Source organism: Glycomyces rhizosphaerae, from assembly GCF_042647865.1.
Taxonomy (GTDB): Bacteria; Actinomycetota; Actinomycetes; order Mycobacteriales; family Micromonosporaceae; genus Glycomyces; species Glycomyces rhizosphaerae.
In genome coordinates this window covers 1-21,021 of record NZ_JBHRWO010000015.1, presented here as the reverse complement: position 1 = coordinate 21,021, position 21,021 = coordinate 1, and the positions used below count along the sequence as shown (strand labels likewise).

20 protein-coding genes are annotated in these 21,021 nt (G+C 67.4%); 6 read left to right on the top strand and 14 right to left on the bottom strand.

The genetic code is table 11. The features are described 5' to 3' along the window. The first annotated feature begins 145 nt into the window (after nt 1-145). Both ACFO8M_RS17345 and ACFO8M_RS17340 read left to right on the top strand, forming a co-directional pair. On the top strand, nt 146-1,294 hold the full coding sequence (locus tag ACFO8M_RS17345; RefSeq protein WP_387977838.1) for a PQQ-dependent sugar dehydrogenase: 1,149 nt from the start codon (nt 146-148) through the stop codon (nt 1,292-1,294). A 5-nt stretch (nt 1,295-1,299) separates the two neighbouring features. Beyond that, nucleotides 1,300-2,916 (top strand): metallophosphoesterase family protein, encoded by a 1,617-nt coding sequence (locus ACFO8M_RS17340; protein ID WP_387977836.1) that lies wholly within the window; start codon nt 1,300-1,302, stop codon nt 2,914-2,916. 70 nt (nt 2,917-2,986) lie between these two features. On the opposite strand, the gene mgtE is transcribed toward ACFO8M_RS17340, so the two are convergent. The 6 genes from mgtE to ACFO8M_RS17310 form a co-directional block, all read right to left on the bottom strand. Next, nucleotides 2,987-4,333 (bottom strand): magnesium transporter, encoded by a 1,347-nt coding sequence (gene mgtE, locus ACFO8M_RS17335; protein ID WP_387977834.1) that lies wholly within the window; start codon nt 4,331-4,333, stop codon nt 2,987-2,989. Between the two features lie 368 nt (nt 4,334-4,701). Next, nucleotides 4,702-6,189 carry an Asp-tRNA(Asn)/Glu-tRNA(Gln) amidotransferase subunit GatB gene (gatB, locus tag ACFO8M_RS17330; protein WP_387977832.1) on the bottom strand — a complete coding sequence of 496 codons (1,488 nt, stop codon included), beginning with the start codon at nt 6,187-6,189 and terminating at the stop codon, nt 4,702-4,704. 4 nt (nt 6,190-6,193) lie between these two features. Next, a complete protein-coding gene (gene gatA, locus ACFO8M_RS17325) occupies nt 6,194-7,660 on the bottom strand; it encodes an Asp-tRNA(Asn)/Glu-tRNA(Gln) amidotransferase subunit GatA (protein ID WP_387978118.1) in 1,467 nt (488 codons plus the stop codon). A 41-nt stretch (nt 7,661-7,701) separates the two neighbouring features. After that, entirely contained in the window at nt 7,702-8,001 is a 300-nt protein-coding gene (gene gatC / locus ACFO8M_RS17320) for an Asp-tRNA(Asn)/Glu-tRNA(Gln) amidotransferase subunit GatC (RefSeq protein WP_387977830.1), read from the bottom strand. A gap of 339 nt (nt 8,002-8,340) precedes the next feature. After that, entirely contained in the window at nt 8,341-10,167 is a 1,827-nt protein-coding gene (locus ACFO8M_RS17315) for an ABC transporter ATP-binding protein (protein ID WP_387977828.1), read from the bottom strand. Next, nucleotides 10,164-11,795 carry an ABC transporter ATP-binding protein gene (locus tag ACFO8M_RS17310; RefSeq protein ID WP_387977826.1) on the bottom strand — a complete coding sequence of 544 codons (1,632 nt, stop codon included), beginning with the start codon at nt 11,793-11,795 and terminating at the stop codon, nt 10,164-10,166. Before ACFO8M_RS17310 ends, ACFO8M_RS17315 begins: the two co-directional genes overlap by 4 nt. A 388-nt stretch (nt 11,796-12,183) precedes the next feature. On the opposite strand from ACFO8M_RS17310, the gene ACFO8M_RS17305 reads away from it, so the two are divergent. After that, entirely contained in the window at nt 12,184-12,771 is a 588-nt protein-coding gene (locus ACFO8M_RS17305) for an alpha/beta fold hydrolase (RefSeq protein WP_387977824.1), read from the top strand. On the opposite strand, the gene ACFO8M_RS17300 is transcribed toward ACFO8M_RS17305, so the two are convergent. Both ACFO8M_RS17300 and ACFO8M_RS17295 read right to left on the bottom strand, forming a co-directional pair. Beyond that, nucleotides 12,772-13,011 carry a hypothetical protein gene (locus tag ACFO8M_RS17300; RefSeq protein ID WP_387977822.1) on the bottom strand — a complete coding sequence of 80 codons (240 nt, stop codon included), beginning with the start codon at nt 13,009-13,011 and terminating at the stop codon, nt 12,772-12,774. Next, nucleotides 13,008-13,316, bottom strand: a complete 309-nt coding sequence (locus ACFO8M_RS17295; RefSeq protein ID WP_387977821.1) for a hypothetical protein — start codon at nt 13,314-13,316, stop codon at nt 13,008-13,010. The genes ACFO8M_RS17300 and ACFO8M_RS17295 overlap by 4 nt, the downstream gene beginning before the upstream one ends. Before the next feature lie 237 nt (nt 13,317-13,553). Between ACFO8M_RS17295 and ACFO8M_RS17290 the strand changes: the two genes are divergently transcribed. Together ACFO8M_RS17290 and ACFO8M_RS17285 are read left to right on the top strand one after the other, a co-directional pair. Next, on the top strand, nt 13,554-14,381 hold the full coding sequence (locus tag ACFO8M_RS17290) for a Scr1 family TA system antitoxin-like transcriptional regulator (protein ID WP_387977819.1): 828 nt from the start codon (nt 13,554-13,556) through the stop codon (nt 14,379-14,381). Beyond that, nucleotides 14,378-14,557 carry a DUF397 domain-containing protein gene (locus tag ACFO8M_RS17285; protein WP_387977817.1) on the top strand — a complete coding sequence of 60 codons (180 nt, stop codon included), beginning with the start codon at nt 14,378-14,380 and terminating at the stop codon, nt 14,555-14,557. The genes ACFO8M_RS17290 and ACFO8M_RS17285 overlap by 4 nt, the downstream gene beginning before the upstream one ends. Before the next feature lie 217 nt (nt 14,558-14,774). Here ACFO8M_RS17285 and ACFO8M_RS17280 read toward each other — a convergent pair whose 3' ends face one another. The 4 genes from ACFO8M_RS17280 to ACFO8M_RS17265 all read right to left on the bottom strand — a co-directional run bounded on the left by ACFO8M_RS17280 (nt 14,775) and on the right by ACFO8M_RS17265 (nt 17,393). After that, a complete protein-coding gene (locus ACFO8M_RS17280) occupies nt 14,775-15,161 on the bottom strand; it encodes a hypothetical protein (protein ID WP_387977815.1) in 387 nt (128 codons plus the stop codon). 20 nt (nt 15,162-15,181) lie between these two features. After that, a complete protein-coding gene (locus ACFO8M_RS17275) occupies nt 15,182-15,727 on the bottom strand; it encodes a hypothetical protein (protein ID WP_387977813.1) in 546 nt (181 codons plus the stop codon). Nucleotides 15,728-16,487: 760 nt separating this feature from the next. Beyond that, entirely contained in the window at nt 16,488-16,892 is a 405-nt protein-coding gene (locus ACFO8M_RS17270; RefSeq protein WP_387977811.1) for a DUF1761 domain-containing protein, read from the bottom strand. A gap of 90 nt (nt 16,893-16,982) precedes the next feature. Further along, nucleotides 16,983-17,393 carry a hypothetical protein gene (locus tag ACFO8M_RS17265; protein WP_387977809.1) on the bottom strand — a complete coding sequence of 137 codons (411 nt, stop codon included), beginning with the start codon at nt 17,391-17,393 and terminating at the stop codon, nt 16,983-16,985. Nucleotides 17,394-17,749: 356 nt separating this feature from the next. Here ACFO8M_RS17265 and ACFO8M_RS17260 point away from each other — a divergent pair, with 356 nt between their 5' ends. Then, nucleotides 17,750-18,994, top strand: a complete 1,245-nt coding sequence (locus ACFO8M_RS17260) for an MFS transporter (RefSeq protein ID WP_387977807.1) — start codon at nt 17,750-17,752, stop codon at nt 18,992-18,994. Here ACFO8M_RS17260 and ACFO8M_RS17255 read toward each other — a convergent pair. Continuing rightward, the gene (locus tag ACFO8M_RS17255) at nt 18,982-19,608 is read right to left on the bottom strand and encodes a tyrosine-protein phosphatase (protein ID WP_387978116.1); all 627 of its coding nucleotides are present in this window, start codon (nt 19,606-19,608) and stop codon (nt 18,982-18,984) included. The two genes, ACFO8M_RS17260 and ACFO8M_RS17255, sit on opposite strands and share 13 nt — an antisense overlap. Before the next feature lie 181 nt (nt 19,609-19,789). After that, nucleotides 19,790-21,021: HNH endonuclease signature motif containing protein (locus tag ACFO8M_RS17250; RefSeq protein ID WP_387977806.1), on the bottom strand; the 1,232-nt coding region annotated here is incomplete at its 5' end.

The following is a 21,021-nucleotide window of genomic DNA, read 5'->3' as shown; positions in this document are numbered from 1 at the left end:
CCGCGCGCTCGCGCCAATCTCGGGATTGATCCTATAGGATCCTGGATTCGGCGCCGCGGGGGTTAGCGCGGCCCGAGTCGGGGAACAAAGAGGCGTGGAAAACCGCACGTCCGCATCGTCGGGCTTGACCTATAGTCTTGGGGCCATGCGCAGGTTGCTCCAGGCCGCGGCGGCCACCGCCGCCGCACTCACGCTCGCGTCGTGCTCCTTCGGCGAGCCGCCCGAGCCCGAGACCGGCGAGCCGCCGAACCTCCCCACGCCCTCCGGCGCCCCCGAAGAGCCCGCCACGTACATGGACGTCGTCGCCCAGAACCTCGACGTCCCCTGGGGCCTCGACTTCCTGCCCGACGGCACCGCGATCGTCGGCGAGCGCACCACCGGCCGCATCCTCGCCCTCTCCGTCGCCGAAGACGGCACCGTCGGCGAGCCCGAAGAACTGCGCACCGTCGACATCGCCGACACCGGCGAAGGCGGCCTCCTCGGCCTCGCCGTCTCCCCCGAATACGACACCGACTCCACGGTCTACGCGTACTACACCACCGGCGACGACAACCGGATCGCCAAGATCAACCTCGAGACCGAAGCCGCCCCCGAACCGATCCTCACCGGGATCCCCTCCGGGCCCAACCACAACGGCGGCGCCCTCGAATTCGGCCCGGACGGCTTCCTCTACGCCGCCACCGGCGACGGCGGCGACGGCGACAACGCCCAGAACCCCGACTCCCTGGGCGGCAAGATCCTCCGCATCACCACCGAAGGCGAACCCGCCGGAGGCAACCCCGACCCCGACTCCCCCGTCTACACCTTCGGGCACCGCAACGTCGAAGGCCTCGCCTGGAACGCCGCCGGGCAGCTCTACGCCACCGAGTTCGGCCAGGACATCGCCGACGAGCTCAACCTCATCGAACCCGGCGCCAACTACGGCTGGCCCTACTTCGAGGGCAACGACACCGAGGACGCCTACACCGACCCGGTGGTCGTCTGGGAGCCGTTCGAGGCCTCCTGCGCCGGCGCGATCTTCCTCGAGGACGCACTCGTGACCGCCTGCCTGCGAGGACAGCGCCTCTGGATCGTTCAATTCGACCAGTCCGGTGCGCCCGCCGAGCCGCAACCGATCGTGGTGAACGAGTTCGGTCGTCTACGATCGGTCGCCATGGGCCCCGACGGGATGCTCTGGGTGACGACCTCCAACCGCGACGGCCGCTGCACCGATGAGCGCGGCTGCACCGCCAACGAGGCCGACGACCGGATCATCCGGTTCGCCACCAGCTCCTCGGCTCAGGGAAGAACCTGAACCGCATGCCCGAGAACGATCCCGCCGCAACCGAAAGGATCTCGATGAACGACCGGCTCGCCGCCGCCCTGCACCGCATCGAGCATGCCGCCCGCACCACCGGGAGGCATGCGACATCCTTGTGGCGCAGATCGAGAGCGAGCTGGACGCGGCTGCGGCGATCGAAACGGGCGAAGCGGGTCGCGGTGGTGGCCGCGATCCTGTTCCTCGGCACCGGCGCGGCCGCCGGAGGCCTCGCGCTCGTGGGCGGCACCAAGGCCGACATCGGGCCGTTCGACACCACGATGTCGCTGCACCCCGACCTCAGCGGCGAGACCGTCGTGACCATCCCCCCGCTCGGCGACGTCATCTTCGACAGCCACGACGGGCCGATCGGCCTCAACCTCAAACTCGACTCGGTCGACCCGGTCGAGGCCCAGACCATCATCAACACCCCCGGCGGCGTCACCTCCGCCTCCGAGAGCCTCGCCACGGACGTCACCGACGCGGTGGTCCGCGTCGTCATCGAGGCGCTGGCGATCGTGACGCTCTGCGGGCTGCTCGTCGGCGCGCTCGCGTTCCGGACCATGCGCCGCGCCCTGCTCACCGGGGTCACCTCGCTCGCGGTCACCGCCGCGCTCATGGGGTACGCGGCCACGACGCTGCGCGCCGAGTCGATCTCGCAGCCGCGCTATGAGGGCCTGCTCGCGTATGCGCCCAGCGTGGTCGGCAACGCCGAGGACATCGCCGTGAACTACGAGGAGTACGTGGCGAACCTCCAGAAGTTCGTCACGAACATCTCCGAGTTCTACGCGCTCGCGATGGACATGCCGCAGCTGGGCATCCAGGACGACTCGATCAAGGTCCTCCACGTCTCCGACATCCACCTCAACCCCTCGGCCTGGCACCTCATGGAGTCGGTCGTCGAGCAGTTCGACATCGACGCGGTGGCCGACACCGGGGACATCAACGACTGGGGCTCCGAGCAGGAGGCGGAGATCTTCTCGCGGGGCGTGGAGCAGATCAACTGCCCGTACGTGTTCGTCAAGGGCAACCACGACTCGGTGACGACGGTGGCCGCGCTCGCGTCCTACGACAACGTGGTCGTGCTCGACGGCGAGGTCCAAGAGGTGGCCGGCCTCCGGTTCGGCGGGGTCCCCGACCCCAGGTTCACGCCCGACAAGGGCGCCCAGCCCTCCAGCGAGTACGCGCAGCAGATGCTCACCGAGTCCGGCGAGCGCCTCAATGAAGCCATCCTGGCGGCGGGCGGTGCCGACCTCGCGATGGTCCACGAGCCTCCGATGGCGGTGCCGCTGACCGGGACGGTGCCGCTCGTGCTGGCCGGGCACACGCACGAACGGGCGGTGCAGGACCTCGGCGAGGGCACGACGCTCATGGTCGAGGGCTCCACCGGCGCGGCCGGGCTGCGGAACTTCCAGTCCGACGAGCCGATGAGGATGGAGATGGACGTCCTCTACTTCGACCCGGTCACGAAGGCGCTCACCGCGTACGACTCGATCTCGGTCGGCTCGGGCACCGAGACGGACGTGACCCTCGACCGCACGGTGATCCCGACCGAGGACCAGGTCGACGAGGGCGATATCCAGAGCGGCACGGAATCGACCGCACCGCAGCAGGACTGAAACCGTTCCCGGTTCTCGGATACACCGTGAGGTCAGTTTGGGCCGAGGCCGGGGCCTCTTCTCATGCCGTTCAGCCGGTCAGGGCGGGGCCGAGGACCACTGCCGCGACCGAGAAGTAGATGAGCAGGCCCGTCGCATCGCAGAGGGTCGAGACCATCGGGGCCGAGACCAGGGCCGGGTCGATGCCCACTTTCTTTGCCAGCAGCGGCAGCAGTGAGCCCACGAACGTGGACCAGGTGCAGATCAGCAGCAGTGTCAATCCGATGATGAAGCCGATGTCCCAGCCGTAGATGAAGCCGACCGCCGGGGCGCCGACGGCCGCGAGCATCGCGCCGAGCAGGAAGCCCACGCGCGATTCGCGCCAGGTGATGCGGAAGGCGTCGGAGAAGCGGACCTCGCCGACGGCCATGGCGCGGATGATCGTCACCGACGCCTGCGACCCGGAGTTGCCGCCGGTGCCGGTGAGCAGCGAGATGAACACCGCCAGGACCGTGACGTTCGCGAGGTAGCTCTCGTAGTAGTTGAGCACGGTCACGGTGAGCGAGGCGGAGACGGCGAGGATGAGCAGCCACACCGCGCGCTTGCGCGCGAGCATGAACACGCCCGCCGAGAGGTAGGGGCGTTCGAGCGGCTCGGCGGCACCGGCGCGGGCGGCGTCCTCGGTGTCCTCGGCTTCGAGGATCTCCATGGCGTCGTCCCAGGTGATGAGGCCGACGAGGCGGTCCTCGTGGTCGACCACCGAGAGCGCGATGAGGTTGGCCTCCTGGATGAGGCGGGCCGCCTCTTCCTGGTCGGTGTCGGTGGAGACCTGGTAGTGCTCGTCCGCGATGAGGTCGTGCACCAGCGAGTCGGGGTCGGCGCTCACCAGGTCGGCGAGGGTCACGGTGCCGAGGAGCTTGCGGTGCCCGTCCGTCACCGGGAGCACGTCGAGGTGCCGGGGACGTTCGCGCAGGTGGCGGATGCGCTCGATCGCGGCGGCGGCCGTCATCGACGCGCGCAGCGACACGTAGTCGGGCGTCATGATGCGCCCGGCCGACTCGGGCTCGTAGCCGAGGAGCTGCGCGGTCATGTGCCGCTCAGATGGGCTGAGCTGGCTCTGGAAGCGGGTCGCGACCTTCGCGGGCATCTCTTCGAAGAGCTTGGCCCGGTCGTCGGGCTCCATCGAGTCGAGCAGTTCGCGGACGGTGTCGGTCTTGAGGCCGTCGAGGAGTTCCTGCTGGTGGACGGTGTCGAACTCTTCGAAGACGGCGAGTGCGCGGTCTTTGGGGAGGAGCCGGAACCGGAGGGCCTGTTCGGCCAGATCCATACGGGGCAGCTCTTCGGCGAGTTCGACGGTCGAGGTGTCGGCGAGTTCCAGGCGGAGCGCCGCGAGCTCGTCTACCGCCGCGGGCGAAATAGGCTGGATGACTTGAGCCATGTCAGCCACCTCCAGTACATGAGGAAAGGGCCGTGCCCCCAACTCACGCAGCGGATCGATCGCCGTAGGTCAGGCTGCCCGCTTCAATGTAAGAGGACGCGGGGCACGGTAAAAGGAAAATGGGAAGAACGCGTCGGTATCTCGACTAGATCCGGGGTCATCACCCATGGCCCTCACCTCCTCCGGTCGGCCTGAAGCTTGCGCGGTCAAGGGTACCAATCGTCTGTGAATAACATCGCTCTCTGGGGTGCCCAAAGACTCGCGGCTCACACTGGGATTGAACGGACAGCGAACGCAAAAGGGCCGGACGGCTTCGGTGAAGCCTGCGAGCCGTCAATCGACTCAGTCCGGCCCTTCGCTATGTCTCGCTAACTCAGTTTGTCCAGGATGATCTGGCGGACCGTGCCGGCGTCGGCCTGGCCCTTGGTGGCCTTCATGACCGCGCCGATGAGGACGCCGGCGGCGGCGTGGGTGCCGCCGCGGATCTTGTCGGCGACGGCCGGGTTGGCGGCGATGGCCTCGTCGACGGCCTTCTCGAGCGCACCGGTGTCGGAGACGACCTCGAGGCCGCGCTTCGCGGCGACGTCGGCGGGGTCGCCTTCACCGGCGAGCACGCCGTCGATGACCTGGCGGGCCAGCTTGTCGTTCAGGCGGCCGTCGTCGACCATGCCCTGGAGCTGGGCGACCTGGGTCGGCGTGATGGCCAGCGCGGCGAGTTCCTCGCCGGACTCGTTGGCGCGGCGGGAGAGTTCACCGAGCCACCACTTGACGGCGCCGGACGGGCTGGTCCCGGCGGCGACGGTGGATTCGATGAGTTGGAGGGCGTCGGCGTTGACGACCGACTGCATCTCCTTGTCGCCCAGGGACCAGTCGGCCTGGAGGCGTTCGCGGCGCTTGCGCGGGGGCTCCGGGAGCTCGGATCGGAGCTGCTCGACCCATTCGCGGCTGGGCTCCATGACGGCCAGGTCGGGCTCGGGGAAGTACCGGTAGTCGGTGGCTTCCTCTTTGGAGCGTCCGGCGCGGGTCTCGCCGGTGGCCTCCTGGAAGTGGCGGGTCTCCTGGAAGATCCGCTCCCCCGCGTCGAGGAGCGCGGACTGGCGGCGCACTTCGTAGCGGACGGCGCGTTCGACCGAGCGCAGGGAGTTGACGTTCTTGGTCTCGGTGCGGGTGCCCCACTCGTCGCCGGGCAGGTTGAGCGAGAGGTTGACGTCGCATCGGAGCGACCCCTGCTCCATGCGGACGTCGGAGACGCCGAGGGCGCGGACGATGTCGCGCAGTTCGGCGGTGTAGGCGCGGGCGACCTCGGGGGCGAGGGCGCCGGTGCCCGGGACGGGCTTGGTGACGATCTCCACGAGGGGGATGCCGGCGCGGTTGTAGTCCACGAGGGATTCGGTGGCGCCGTGGATGCGGCCGGTGGCGCCGCCCATGTGGAGGGTCTTGCCGGTGTCCTCTTCGAGGTGGACCCGCTCGATCTCGACGCGGTACTCCTTGCCGTCGACGGTGACGTCGACGTAGCCCTCTTCGCAGAGGGGCTCCTCGTACTGGCTGGTCTGGAAGTTCTTCGGCATGTCCGGGTAGAAGTAGTTCTTCCGGGCGAAGCGGGTCCATTCGGCGATGCGGCAGTTCAGGGCCAGGCCGATCTTGATGGTCGCTTCGATCGCGGCCTTGTTGGCGACCGGGAGGGCGCCGGGCAGGGCCAGGCACACGGGGCAGACCTGCGTGTTCGGTTCGGCGCCGAAGGTGGTGGAGCAGCCGCAGAACATCTTGGTGTTGGTGTCGAGCTCGATGTGGGTCTCGAGGCCGAGGACGGGCTCGTAGGTCTCGACGGCCTTGTCGTAGTCGTTCAGCTTCGTCATGACGCTAGTTCCCTTCGATCTCGGGCGCGGTGTCGGCGAGCAGGGTGTCCTGGGTGGACTCCAGGGCGGCCGCGACGCGGTAGGTGATGTCGTCGCCCATGACCGGGCCCATGACCTGGAGGCCGACGGGCATGCCCTCGGAGAGGCCGACCGGGACGGAGACGCCGGGGCCGCCGTAGAGGTTGGTCGGGATCGTGTAGAGGTCGGCGAGGTACATCTGGTACGGGTCGCCGGTGCGCTCGCCGAACTTGAAGGCGATGAACGGCGTGGTCGGGCTGATGATCGCGTCGACCTGCTCGAAGGCCTTCTCGAAGTCCTGCTTGATGAGCGTGCGGACGAGCTGGGCCTTGCCGTAGAACGCGTCCACGTACCCGGCGCTGAGCGCGTAGGTGCCGAGGATGATGCGGCGCTTGACCTCCGGGCCGAATCCGGCTTCGCGGGTGAGGCTCATGACCTCTTCGAGCGAGTGCTTGCCGTCGTCGCCGGCGCGCAGGCCGTAGCGAACGCCGTCGTAGCGGGCCAGGTTGGAGGAGGCCTCGGACGGGGCGATGAGGTAGTAGGTCGGCAGCGCGTAGGTGAAGGACGGGCAGGAGACCTCGACGATCTCGGCCCCGAGCTTCACGAGCTGTTCGACGCCGGCCTCGTAGGCGGCGATGACGCCGGGTTCGGCGGCGTCGGTGCCTTCGGCGAACTCCTTGACGACGCCGAGCTTGACGCCGCTGAGGTCCCCGGTGGCGCCGGCTTTGGCGGCGGCGACCACGGGCGGGACGGGCGCGTCGATCGCGGTGGAGTCGCGCGGGTCGTAGCCGGAGATGATCTCGTGGAGCAGTGCCGCGTCGAACGCGTTGCGGGCCACCGGACCCGGGGTGTCCAGTGAGGACGAGAAGGCGATCAGGCCGTAGCGGGAGTTGGACCCGTAGGTGGGCTTGGCGCCGAAGGTGCCGGTGACGGCGCCGGGCTGGCGGATGGAACCGCCGGTGTCGGTGCCGATGGCGAGCGGGGCCATCTTGGCGGCGACGGCCGCGGCCGAGCCGCCGCCGGAGCCGCCGGGGATGCGCCCGATGTCCCACGGGTTCAGGGTCGCGCCGAACGCGGAGTATTCGGTAGAAGAGCCCATGGCGAACTCGTCCATGTTGGTCTTGCCGAGGATCGGCATCTTCGCGGCCTTGATGCGCTCGACGATGGTGGCGTCGTAGGGCGGGATCCAGCCTTCGAGGATCTTGGAGGCGGCGGTGGTCGGCATGCCCTTGGTGACCACGACGTCCTTGACGGCGATCGGGACGCCGGCGAGCGGGCCGAGCTTCTCGCCACGGGCGATGGCCTCGTCGACCTCGCGGGCGGTGGCGAGCGCGCCTTCGCGGTCGACGTGGAGGAAGGCCTTCACAGTGCCGTCGATCGCGTCGATGCGGTCGAGGTGGGCCTCGGTGATCTCGTAAGAAGTGGCGCGGCCCGTGCGGATGGCGTCGGCCATGTGGGCGGCGGTCTGGTCGATTGCGCGGTGTCCGGTCATGGCTAGGCCTCCTCGTCCAGGATGCGCGGGACGCGGAAGCGGTCCTCGAACGTGTCGGGGCCGCCGGCGAGGGCGGCTTCGCGGGGCAGGGACGGCTGAGGCTGGTCTTCCCGGAAGACGTTCACCAGCGGCACCGCGTGCGAGGTCGGCTGGACGCCGTCCGTGTTCACTTCGGCGAGCGTCTTCATCGATTCGAGGATGACGTCGAGTTGGCCGGCGAAGGCGTCGAGCTCGTCATCGGTGACTTCGAGGCGGGCCAGTCGCGCCAGGTGCGCGACTTCCTCGCGTGAAATCGTACTCACGACAGGTGTTTCCTAACGGTTACTAGCTGCGGGAAGACCAGTCGAGTCTAGGCCGTGCGCGGCGCGGACCCGCGCTGGGCACCCGTGGAATGTGGGCTTGCCGCAGAGTGTGACGGACGCATCCCGAAAACCACTTGGCATCGATAGAGCAGGGTGGATATGACCCCCTAGCCAGTGCGCATGTGACGTGATACTCTTTCGTCACTGGTTCGGAACGGGTTTCCTGGTTTCCTTTCTGTTTCCTTGCTAATAACGAGTCGGTGGGTGTTCCGACTTGTGGTGGTGTTCTCGAGCCAGTGCAGGCCCCGGGCGAAAGCCCGGGGCCTGGTTTTGTTTGGGCTACAAAGTATTCGCGCTCGAAGCGAGTGCGCCCTCCGGAGCCGGCTCAGCCGCTTCGATATCCCCGTGCCAGGCCCGCCAGAGAGCGGCGTAGTGGCCGTCGAGCGCGATCAACTCGTCGTGATTCCCCAATTCGGCGACCCTTCCGTCTTCGACCACCGCGATGCGGTCCGCGTCGTGCGCGGTGTGGAGCCGGTGCGCGATCGCGATCACGGTGCGGCCCTCCAGGACCGCCCCGAGCGCCCGCTCGGTGTCGCGGGCCGCGCGCGGGTCGAGCATCGCCGTGGCCTCGTCGAGGATCACCACATCGGGGTCGGCCAGGATGATCCGCGCCAGCGCGATCTGCTGGGCGCTCGCCGCGTCCAGCTCCCGGTTCTTGCCGCCCAGCGGCGTGTCGAGGCCTTCGGGCAGGTCGAAGACCCAGTCCGCGCCGACCGCGGCGAGGGCCTCGTTCAGCTCCTCGTCCGTGGCTTCGGCTTTGGCGAGGACCAGGTTGTCCCGCAAGGAAGCCGTGAAGACGTGGTGCTCCTGGGTCACCAGGGTGACGCGCTTGCGGCGCTCGTCGAGCGGCAGCGCGGCGACGTCGACGCCGCCGATCGCGGCGCGGCCTTCGCGGGGCACGTCGGACCCGGAGATGAGCCGCGCCAGCGTCGACTTGCCTGCGCCGGAAGGGCCGACCACGGCGAGGCGCTGCCCGGCGGGGACGTTCAGGGTGACGCCGTGGAGCACGTCGCGGGGGCTGGTCGGGTAGGCGTAGCGGACCTCGGTGAGGTCCACGGTGCCGTCGACCGGGCGGGCGGTCGTGGCTCCCGATTCGGTGTCCTCGGCTTCCGCGACGCCTTCGATGCGGGACATGGCCGCGAAGCCGCGCTGGACCTTCTCGACCCACATGAGGAGGTGGTCGATCGGGAACATGATCTGGCGGGTGAGCACCGCGCAGGCGGCGACGGTGCCGAGGGTGACCGTGCCGTTGAAGTAGAACGCGCCGCCCACGAGCAGCACGGTCGCGGTCGGCAGGGCGTACGCGCCGTCGAGGAACGGGAAGAAGACGCTGCGCAGGAACAGGGTGTAGCGGGCGGCTTTCCAGTGCTTGGCGACCGTGTCGTCCCCGGCGCCGTCGCGCTGGGAGCGAAGGCGGTAGGCCTCGGTGGTGCGGGCGCCGTCGGCGGAGGCGCCGATGGTGTCGCCGATGGCGGATTCGGCATGGCGTTCGGCTAGGTAGCCGTTGCGGCCGCGCTTGAGGTACCAGCGGGTGCCGATGTACAGCGGCGGGACGACGACGAGCATGCACAGGCCGAGCAGCGGGCTCGCGATGAGCATGGCGCCGAAGAAGACCAGGACCTTCAGAAGCGAGACGGTGATCTGCGGCAGGCCGTCGCGGAACAGCACCCCGGCCTCGGGCACGTCGGCCGAGGAGCGGGTCATGAGGTCGCCGGAGCCGGCCTGTTCGACCACGGGCATCGGCAGGCGCAGGGCGCGTTCGACGAACTGGACGCGCATCCGCGCCGAGAGGCGTTCGCCGAGGCGGTAGGACACGAAGGTTCCGGCCCAGGTGAAGGCCACGACGACGACGATCGCGGCCACGATGCCGAGCGCGAGCCGGTCGATCTCGGCCGCGCCTGAACCGGCGGCCAGCTGGTCGAGCATGTCCCCCAGCAGGATCGGGGCGACGGCCGCGGCGACGGCGGCGACCAGGTGCAGGCTGACCGCGACGACGGCGCGGCGCTTCTCGGTGCCGAGGAGCCTGAAGAACGCGCGGCGGACCGTAGGGCTGTCGGCGATCGGCAGCTGGTTCGTGCTCTTGTCGCTCATAGTGCTCTCACTCATTCAGATCCCCTGGTGACGAGTGCGCGGTAGTCGGCGTGCTCGGCGACCAGTTCGCGGTGCGTGCCGTGGGCGATGACCTTGCCGCCCCTGACGAACGCGACCCGGTCGGCGCGGCCGAGCCACAGCGGCGAGGTGGTCGCGATGGCGGTGGCGCGGCCACCGCGGGTCTCGGCGAGGCGGTCGACGATGCGGGCCTCGGTGTGCGAGTCGACCGCGGAGGTCGGCTCGTGCAGCAGCAGCGCTTCAGGGTCGGCGGCGATCGCGCGGGCCAGGCGCAGGCGCTGGCGCTGGCCGCCCGACAGGGTGCGGGCCTGGTTGTCGACCTCGGTGTCGAGTCCGTCGGGGAGGGCCTCGATGACGTCGTGGGCCGAGGCCGCCTCGATGGCGGCTTCCACGCGGTCGTGCCCGTCGCGCGCCCCGACCGCCGCTGCGACCGTGCCGGCGAACAGGTACGCGTCGTGGTCGGCGACGAGGACGCGCTTCCGCAGTTCGTCGCGGTCCAGTTGCGCCACAGGCACAGTGCCGAAACGGGCTTCGGACTCGGTGTAGCCGCCGAGCCGGTCGAACACGGCGGCGACCTGCTCGGAGTCGGAGGAGGCCACGGCGAGCAGCTCGCCGCCGGCAACCGTGAGGCCGGACTCCGGGTCGTGCAGCTCGGCGCCCGTGCGGGGCCCGGGCAGGATCTCGGCGGGAGCTTCGCGTTCGGGGGTGTTGAGCAGTTCGCAGACCTTGCCGGCGGCGACGCGGCCTTCGATGATGCGGTACGTGCAGCCGATGAGCCAGTGCACGGGCAGCAGCAGCGCGCCGGTGTAGCCGAACGCGGCGACCATCTGGCCCGGCGTCAGGTCACCGGAGGCGACCTGACGGGCGGCGATCCAGATGACGACGCCGAGCAGGATCGCGGGCGTGCCCTCCCCGAGGGAGTTCAGCCAGGCGGTGGGCCCGGCGACCTTGTATCCGGCGGAACGGAGGGCGTCGGAGTCGCGCCGGTAGGAGGCGTTGAACCGGGCCTCGCCGCCGATGCCGCGCAGGACGCGGAGGCCCGAGACGATGTCGGAGGCGCGCTCGGTGATGTCGCCGACGCGCTCGCGGTACTGCTCTTGGCGGTCTTGGAGGCGCTTGAGCAGCGGCCCGGTGACGAGGCCGACGACGAACACGCCGATGAAGATGGTGAGGCCCAGGGCGACCGAGGTGTTGAACAGGAGCACGCCGACGGCGACGAGCCCCACGAGGCAGCCTGCGGTGGGTGCCAGCGAGTCGACGGCCCAGGAGATCCGGTTGATGTCGGTGGCGCCGACGCTCACGACCTCGCCGGTGGTGAGCCGGCGCCGCAGGTCGTCGCCGAGCCGGTTGACTTTCCGGGTGGCGAGCTGCAGGACCCGGTAGGAGGCGTCCGCCCGCCAGTACACGGTCAGGCGGTGCGACCAGACGATCATCGCGGCGGTGACGAACCCGGCGAGGACCATCCCGAGCGACCAGAAGGTCAGCGCGCTCCAGTCCCGTTCGCGCAGACCGTTGTCGACCGCGCCGGTGAGGAAGAACGGGAGCACCGGAAGCGCCCCGAGGGCGATGCCGGAGGTGACGAGCGCCGAGGTCATGAGGCCCTTGCGGCGGGTGGCGATCCACACGAGGAACCGCCAGGGAGTCCCTGGCGGCGGTGTCGATGCACGGGGCGACGAAGCGCCCCTCGAGCCTTCGGGTCTCAGGGGGTCGTCGAGCGGGAGTTCGGGAGCGCGGAGGAACCTCACTAGCCGAGCGTAAAGGCAGGGTCCGACGGCAGGCAATCCATTAACCCCCCGAACGGGTGCCGACCAGCGCCATCACCGCGATCGCCGGTTTCTGGGGAGACCAAGGTCGCACTGATCAGAAGGGACGAAACGGACCCACCGAGAATTTACCTCACATCGACTCGTAGACTCTGCGCGCCGCAGTCGATGCGGCGAACCCATGAACTGCCCGGCCCGGCCGACGACACCGCCCAGACCTTTTCGCCGACCACCCGACAGGAGCTCCGCCATGCCGGCGCTGCGTTTCGATCACCTCCTCCACCACTCCGACCGCGAACGGGACGGCGAACGGTGGGGCGCCGACGGCCGTCCCGTGCTGCTGCTCAACGATCCCGGGTGCGACCGCTCGGCCTGGTGGCCGGTGGCCGCTCGCCTCGCCGACGAACACGCGGTCGCGGTCCTGGACCTTCCCGAGGGCCACTCGATCGGCGACCAGGCCGAGATCCTCGCCGAGTACGTCGCCCGGATGGGCACCCGCGCGCCGGTCGTCGCAGGCCACGGCGCAGCAGCCTTGGTCGCCTCCCTCTTCGCGGCTCGCTATGTCGCCCATGCAGTGGTCACTATCGAACAGCGCCTTGACGAATCGCAGCCGGAGCCCGAAGCCGAACGGGCACTACAGGAGATCATCGCCGGGCCCCGCAGACTGAAGTGCCGGTATCTGTCGATCTTCGCCAGCGCGCCGCAAACGGGCTACGAGACCTGGCTGGAAGAGCGGATCCCCGGAGCGATCTGCACGGCCTACCGAACCGAGGGCAACTTCCCGCACCTCAGCGACCCCAAGCGCTTCACCGACGACATCCGCGAAATCGCCACCTGATCAGCCGAAGCCGTCAGAACGCTTCTTGAGGAAATCGGCCAGAGCCGCATCGAGCGCGAACGGGTCGAGCGCGACCTGATTCGCGAGGGCGATGCCGGTCGGGCGACGGATCGCGAGCGTGCCCTTCGGCTCGGGCGCAGTGCGATGGAGCCAGAAGACCTCATAGGACAGTGTCCGGCTGCGCAGTGATTCGACCTCAACGGTCATCCCGTCGAAGTCGAAGGCGCCCAGGGAAGTCACGAGTGCTCCGAGAAGTAGAGGAACTCGGCCCGAACGCGTTGGGCGTTGAGCCAGGTTCGGTCTCGAGTGGTGATCGGTCCTCGCCAGGTGGTGCACATGCGGTCGCCGACGAACAGGACCTCGGCGGCGAGTTCGGCGGGCTGGTCGCCGATGGCGAGGATGATGCCGTCGCCGACTTCGACGTCGATCCACAACTCGAAGTTGACACGTTCGGGTGTCGTCCACTCGGCGACGAGGTCCATGCGCTGCGGTACGAGTTCGTCTTGTTCGGTGGGCGCGCTCGCGCGTACTCTGGTCTGCGCCATCGGAGTCTCCATCTCTGGTGAGACGGGCCGCTGGGAGATGCCAAGTCGAACCAGCGGCCCGTCAGTCTTCACGGGAAGGCCGTGCCCGCCACGGGTCAGCGACGGCGGAATCTCGGCCTCTTCGACCGTAAGCCGCGCAATGCCGCAGATGAAAGAGCCACCACTGTGGTCGTTCTGCACCGGGGCGCGACGAACACGGAGGTTGCGCCCTATGCCTTCCGTATGCATACTGCAACGATGAGTGAGCAGCCGACACTCGCCCGTCGGGCGATGGGACTCCGATTCAAGCTCCTTCGAGAAGCCAAGGGAGAGAGGCCAGCTCAAGTTGGTGCCGGTATCGGCATGGGCCGCAACACTATCGAGCGGATCGAAAAGGGCACTCAAGGCACGAAGCGACCGGTGATCGATGCGATGTGCCGATACTTCGAGCTGGACGAGAGGGAAACCAGTTACCTGCTCTCGCTGTGGGCGAAGAGCAGCCAGCGCGGCTGGTGGGAAGCGTACTTCGACGCGTATAGCGAGGAGGAGATCAATCCCGACTTCCCGCTGTTCCTCGAATCGGAACAGGTCGCCACCCACATTCGGGTATACGAAGCCGAACTCATTCCTGGCCTCCTCCAGCTCCTGGAATATCTCCTCGAGCTGCAGAAAGTGCAGCTGCCCATCCCTCCAGCGGTTGCAAAGCAGATCCAAGAACTTCGTGCGCAGCGGCAGAAACTCATCTTCGGTCGAAGGCTCCTTCCACATATGGAATTCCTGATCGGCGAAGGTGCCATGCGGTACCTCGACAAGCTCCCGCAGCCGGTTCGTGAGGCCCAGATCGCGCGGCTCCGGGAGGTGAACTCACTCCCGAACGTCACGGTTCGGGTCGTGACCGGCCTTCATGCAGCGGCCGGAACTTCGTTCAAGCTCTTGACAACTACGCCCGAAATGCCGCCCATCGCATACATCGAGTCCAGGGACGGCTGCCGGTATATCGAGCGAGCGGAAGTAGTGTTCTTCTACGAGCGGCTCTTCGCGAGCGCTGAAAGCAAGTCGGAGGAACTGGAGGAGTATCTGGCATGACTACTGAGTGGCGGAAATCGTCCCGCAGCCAGGGTGACCAGCAGTCGGACTGCGTGGAGGCCCGGGCGAGCGAGGGTGCGTTCCAGGTGCGCGACTCGAAACTCGGTGAGACCTCGCCCGTCTTCGACCTCGCCTCCTCGGACTTCACCAGCCTGCTCAGCGCCGCCCAGCGATGACCTGTCGGCCCCGCCGACACGAACCCTGAACGGCGCCAGCAACTTGGCATCGACAACCAGAGCAGCGGCTCATCCCAACCCTGGGAGGAGCCGCTGCTTCGTGCCTGTCTCATGTGAGCATGCCGATCCGGTTCGCCAACGGCATTCCGCCGGTATCTCGCCGGAGTTTCGCCTCGGAAGGCGTCAAGGCTGAGAAAACCGGCTCAAGGCTTTAAGGTCAGCACCGGATGTACTTCGATTGCTCGTCGTAGGAGTCGAATCCGTCGCCGAGGATCTGCAGGATGAGCTTGTAGGTTCCGGTCCGGCACGGCGCGCTGAGAAGGACCGAGTAGCTGCGGTCGCCCCTGTAGGTCACCGTACGTCCGTCGTTCGTGGGGCCGTTGAGGTAGCTGTACTCCGTCCAGTACCGGCCTGAGCAACCGGACACCTTGATGTTCAAGATGCCGTTGACGTTCGACCCGACCTTGTGCGGTCCGCTGATACTGGTGGTGAGGGTGCAGCCGGCGGCTGATGCGGACGAGGCTGGTATGACCGCGCTGACCGCGCCGATCCCGATGATCATCAGCGCCACCGCCATCTTGGCGATCCATCGTCGATACTTCATGGTTTGCTCCTCTCGGCCGTTCAGCACGAGGTCACCTCCAGGACGTTGCTTCTCATGTACCTAACCGAGCTGCCGTCCTTCAGGAGGTTGATCTCGGTGGTCCAGCCCCCCTTCTTGCAGGGCGTGCTGATGCTGGGCTCGCCACTGATCGGGGGGTAGGTCAGGAAGTCCCATGAGTGCATTGACAGCCAGTTGCCGTTGACATAAACCTCGATGCTGATGATGACCTCATATGGGCTGCTGCCGCACCCTGAGATGCTGTAGTAGCCGCTGCCGCGGATGCGTGACGAGGACTTCGTGGGCTTGTTCGCGCGCACAGTCCTCTCGCAATCTGCTGCGACCATCGTGATTTCAGTGGCCTTCTCGTACTCGGTGATCTCGATATAGCCGTCCGGTTGCGGCACAACCTCGACATCGAGCAGCGCGCCGAGCTCGGCAGCGTCTGCCGCGGCGAGATCGCCTGTGCCGGAATCGGCTGCAGCGGGCCCGGCGACGCCCAGTCCGGCCGCGAGAATCATTGCGAGCGCCACAGCCAGCGAAGCCCACAGTCTCGATCTGATGGTCATGAACTACCCCTCTTCCTTGCGGGTTCTTTGGAGGCTCATCTGACAATGACCGGTCCGATCGCTTCAACTATCTGGGAATGCGACTGGATCGATCGTGTAATGGGCCTTCGAGACCATCCTTCCGGCACAAGGGACCTATTGACAGGCGGAACACCGGCGGGGGACCGGCGGGAGACTGGCAGGAATGCCGAATTCAGCCCTTCCGGGCAAGGTGATCGGAACCGAGGGCGCCTGGAAGTGGTTGGGACAGAAGTCAACCTCGTGGTGGAGACTGGAGTTGCTACAGATTCAGTTCCAGCACAGAAGGTTTCGTGTCTTCGATGGTGACACACTCCGCCATGCTCCCGGTAGACCGGGCTGCCGCGCAGGGCGGCTGCGTGTGTCGCGGGTGGGATGCGGACGGGCATGGAGCGTCGTTGATCATGAAGGTGTTGAGTCCCTTGATCATTGACAGGATCCATGCAGCCCGCCACCCTCCGGCTCCTCGGAACCACACCACCACAATAGACCTGACAGGACACACACGGCCGCCCTGAGTGGAGGTCCGCGATCATCATCCAGCGTGGAGGCGAAGACGCGGCCTCGAGAAGCAGCATCCTGAACGTGACCTCATGCTGATGAGCGGATTGGAGAAGACCATGAGGTTTCGACGATGGTTCGCCAAGTTGGCGGTGGCCCTGATGTAGTTCGGTGCTGAGGCGCTCGCTGCGGTCGCACCGGCATCGCACGCGACCGCCGCGCCGGTCGAGACCGCTTCTTGCTACATCACTCCGATCACCAGCGCCATAGCAAGAAACAGCACCAGTTGATAGGCGCTGTTCAGGAGGGTCAGCTTCGGAGGTTTCAGCTCGAAAGCGTTGTGCTGAAGCAGCGTGGTCGCCGAGAGCGTCAACCACGCCATGAAACCGACCAGCAGTGCCGGCCACGCCGAATCATCTCCGAAGGCCTCCGCCGCGAGCCCGATACCGACCGCCAACCCGAACGCCGTCACGCCGTTCGCGATGAGGAGCAGGATCATGTTCCGCCTGCCGGCCCTCTTCAAGTCCTCCGGAGCCACGCCCGCCAGCGCCGCCCACAAGGTTGCAAAAGCTTTGGCGTACCAGACCCACGCCACGACCATGCCGACCGCGAACGCGACTACGGCTGCCAACCAGTTGATTTCCATGATGCTGATGATGGCAGGTCGGTACGACAGGCTGTCGCCGCTGAATGCGGCGGCCCGCCGGCCCTTGCGGGTCGGCGGGCCGGATTCGACTCAGACTCGGGTCCTCCACCAGTCGGAGTAGTTCCATCCGTTGGCGGAGTTCCAGCCGACGGACCACATGATGTCGTGGCCCTCGGGGAAGTCCTTGTTGCAGACGGTCCACGCCTTGGCCTGGCCGAGGGTGTCGATGCACTCGCCGGAGCGGTCACCGTCCTCGTCGAACCAGCGGAGCTTGACGGCGTAGCCGTTGGCTACGTTGTCCTTGACCCACAGGATGTCACCGTTGGGTTCGACGCAGCCGTCGACCTGAGGGAGGTAGCGGCGGTCCGTGCAGTCGCCGTTCCAGTCGGCGTCCACTGCGTAGTTGATCTCGTCGGCGGCTGCGGCCGGGGAGGCGATTCCCAGGGCCACGGTCAGAGCAAGGGAGAGCGCTCCCAATAGAGCGACGATCCGTTTTCGCATCATTGCGTTCCTTTCTGAGCTAAGGCGCCCGCGCCAGTCCACTACGGAGCGGGTTGTCTATGACACGCTGCGCATCAGGGGGATCCGCATCACACGACGACGCCACACTGTGTACGCACGGAAGCCGCCGTGCGGTTGCATGCACCTTCAGAATTCTTGGGACCGGTCCCACGGCTGGCATTCGGGCTGCCAGGGACCCGCCGAGCGATGTTAGGCTTCCCACGTTGCACTCGCTGGAAAACGATTGGAGGCGGTAACAGTGGACATTTCTCGCGCCCTGCGTTTCCGCACCATCGGGAGGACAACCCTCGCCTGAGCGGAAACGACGCTTCGTTTCCCAAAGGTAGGAATATCTGTTGTCCCAAGGGATCAGCACTGCCGATCGGTCGACGCCCCGACTTGATCGCCCATTCTGGAAACTGTTCACCGCATCCGCCGCAGCCACCTGCGCCGACGGCATCAGCAAAGTGTCGCTGCCTTTGCTCGCCGTATCGCTGACCGACAATCCGGTCCTCATCTCCGGCCTCACCGCGTTCGCGTTCCTCCCGTGGCTGCTGTTCGGCCTGCCGGGCGGGGCGCTCGTGGACCGGCTCGATCGCAAGCGCGCCATGTCGACCGTCAATATCATGCGGGCCGCCCTGCTCAGCGTCCTCATACTGCTCATCACCCTTGGCGCGGAAAGCATCCTGGTGCTGTACGCCGCCGCGTTCGCGCTCGGGCTCTGCCAAGTCGTCTACGACTCGGCGGCCCGCGCCATCCTGCCCCAAATCGTCGACCGCCGGAACCTCGACAAGGCCAACAGCTGGCTCACAGTCGAAGAGACCGTCGGGCAGAGCTTCATCGGACCACCGGTGGGCGCGGCGCTCTTCGGCTGGCTCCGCGCGGTCCCGTTCATCGGCAGCGCGATCGGGTTCCTGGTGGCCGCGCTCCTCGTTCTCGCCGTCCCCGGGCGGTTCCGGACCGAGCGCTCCGAGCCCACGACCTTGCGCGCGGACATCCGCGAAGGGCTGCAATGGCTTTGGCGCCACCCGCTGCTGCGGCACCTGACGATCCTCAGCGGACTGATCGCCGCGTTCCTGTCCATGGCAACGTCCCTCAACGTCCTGTACGCGCTGCACACATTGCACCTCAGCCCCTCGATGTACGGCATCCTGTTCGTCGCCATGGGGATCGGCGGCCTCGCCGGATCCGCCGAGGTCGGGCCACTGGCTGCTCGTGTAGGCCGACCGCGGACGATCGCCCTTGCCGTGGCCATCTCGCCGGTGATGTGCGTTCTGCTCGGCAGCTTCACGAACCTCTGGACGGCGGGCGTGTGCTTCTTCGGCATGGCAGCGGGAGTGACCATGTGGAACGTACTGTCGATGTCGCTCCGGCAGGCGATGATCCCCGCCGAGCTACTCGGCCGGGTCCTCGGCGCCCACCGCGTGGCGTTGTGGGGCGGCATTCCTTTGGGAGCCTTGACCGGTGGCGCGCTGGCCGAACTGACCAGCGTGCCGGTGGCGTTCATCGTGTCCGGCATCGCCCAAATCGCGGTCGCGTTCCTGATCTACCGGCTGATCAACCGACACCGACAACTCATCGCCGACTCCTACGAATCCTGACCGGGCACGCCGGTCAGGCGTTCCCGCACCGCCGTGAGGTGGTGCGGGGACACCCCACCGTTGGCGAGGTAGGCGGGTACTCCCCCGTGCTCGCTGTCGAAGTGGTCGAGCAAGTCCTGCATTGTTTTCGCTTCTGCGCCTTCGGTGGCGGTGTAATCGGCGACGATGGCCTCGTGGGACGCACCTGCGACCGCCAGGGCAATCGCGGTCATGATGCCAGCGCGGTCGCGGCCCGCGTGGCAGTGGACGAGGACGGGCCCGGGAGGGGCTTCGGCGAAGGCAGTGAACGCGGCGGCGACGCGTTCCGGCGCGTGGTCGACCTCGGGCCGGTAGTCGTCGGGTGCGGTCGGGTCGAAACCCGGGTAGACGCCGAGCAACGGCAGATTGCGGTAGATCTCGTCATCCACGAACGGACTCGGGAACTCCCGGGCCTCCCATCCATGCCGAAGGTCGATGATCCGGCCCACGCCGAGTTCACGCACGGCGGCGATCCCGGCTTCGGTGAGGAGGTCATGGTTGTCGGAGCGCAGCAGCGCTCGCATTCGGATAGTGGCACCACCGGCGAGAGGGGTGCCGCCAAGATCGCGGGCATTCACGCAGTCGGGCAGATCCATAAACGGCATGGCGCTCCAAGGGAGTCGGGCTATTGGGGAAGCCGCCGACGATACCAAGGAAGCGGTGTCGTGTTTATCAGCGGCGAACCGACTCTGCCGGCCTCGTCGCGTCAGAGATCGAGGTATTTGACTGGCGGGCCGAATTGGGGCCTGGTTCAGGCGGGCAGCGACAACGAGGCCGCTACTTCCCTGGCTCGTTCTTCGGCTGCCGGCAGTGCCTGTTCCGGGTTGTGCCGGGGCTGGTTTCTTCCCTGGACATGGTGAGGGGCCCGATCCCATTTGGGTGTCGGGCTGCGCTGCTGGTGTTGCGGCGCTTCCCCTCAGCAGTCGCCCGCTGAGGGCACAGTAAGAACGGTGGTTCCCCGTAGTCGACTTCACCGGTCACGCCAGCCATCACCTTCTGGGTCCTGGGTGCTTCGATCGGTTCGGAAGGCTTGGGGGCCTGGATGATCGGCGGCGTGATCGGTGGTGTCGGTGTCGGTGTCGGTGTCGATGCCGTTGGCGGTGGTGGTGTTGCCTGGTTGGGTGTCGTGAACTTCGCTCGGCATTTCGCTCTCGCTGCCTTCATGGCTTTGAGGGCGCGGTCCCGGTCGATGGCCTCGGCCAGGGCATCGAGGTCGGGTTTCATGGCCTCGGACCATTCCGACCGGTAGAGCCCGGTGGGGAACACGTCCCAGTCGGTGCCGGTGTGCTCAATGTCCATGTCGTGGTCGGTGCGCCAGTCGGAGCAGCCACACCCGGTGTTGCCACCGGGGGCGCTCGCGATGCTGGAGGTGTGGTGGCCGTCGTGGTGGGTGATGACGGCTTGTCCGGGGCCGGTCTTCTCCACGGTCCAGCCGGTGGTGTGGATGCGGCCGTGGTGGAACCGGCAGAGCAGGATCAGGTTCTCCGCGATCGTGGGGCCGCCGTCGGCCCAGTGTTGGATGTGGTGGGCTTCGGTCCAGGCGACCGGGCGCCCGCACCCGGACCAGGCGCAACCTCCTGGCTGCTCAAGCTCCAGCTTCCTGCGCAGGGCCGTGTTCGGCAGGCGCAGTGCCCGGCCGAGTTCGACTGCTTCGCCTGTGGCGTAGTTGAACACCGAGGGGATCACCACGCCCTCGCAAGCCAGCAGGCGCGCCCTGGGAACCGAGATCGGGTCGCCCTCCAGCAACGGGAGGCGGCCGGTGTCCTTGCCCTGCAACGTCTCGATATCGACCGTGAGATCGAGGGTGGCGGTGTGGCCATGCCTTGTCGCGGCTTGCGGGGAAGACCCGTAGCCCGCGAGGAGCTGGTGGAGGGCTTCAGCGTGCCGGTGCTCCTGCGGGGGCAGGAGACCGTCGCTGTCTTGGTCTTCTTGACGCGGGGGCGGGCAGGCGGTCTGCAGGTACTTGTCCAACAACCGGCCCGTGGTGTCGGAGAGCTCCGCCGAGAGGC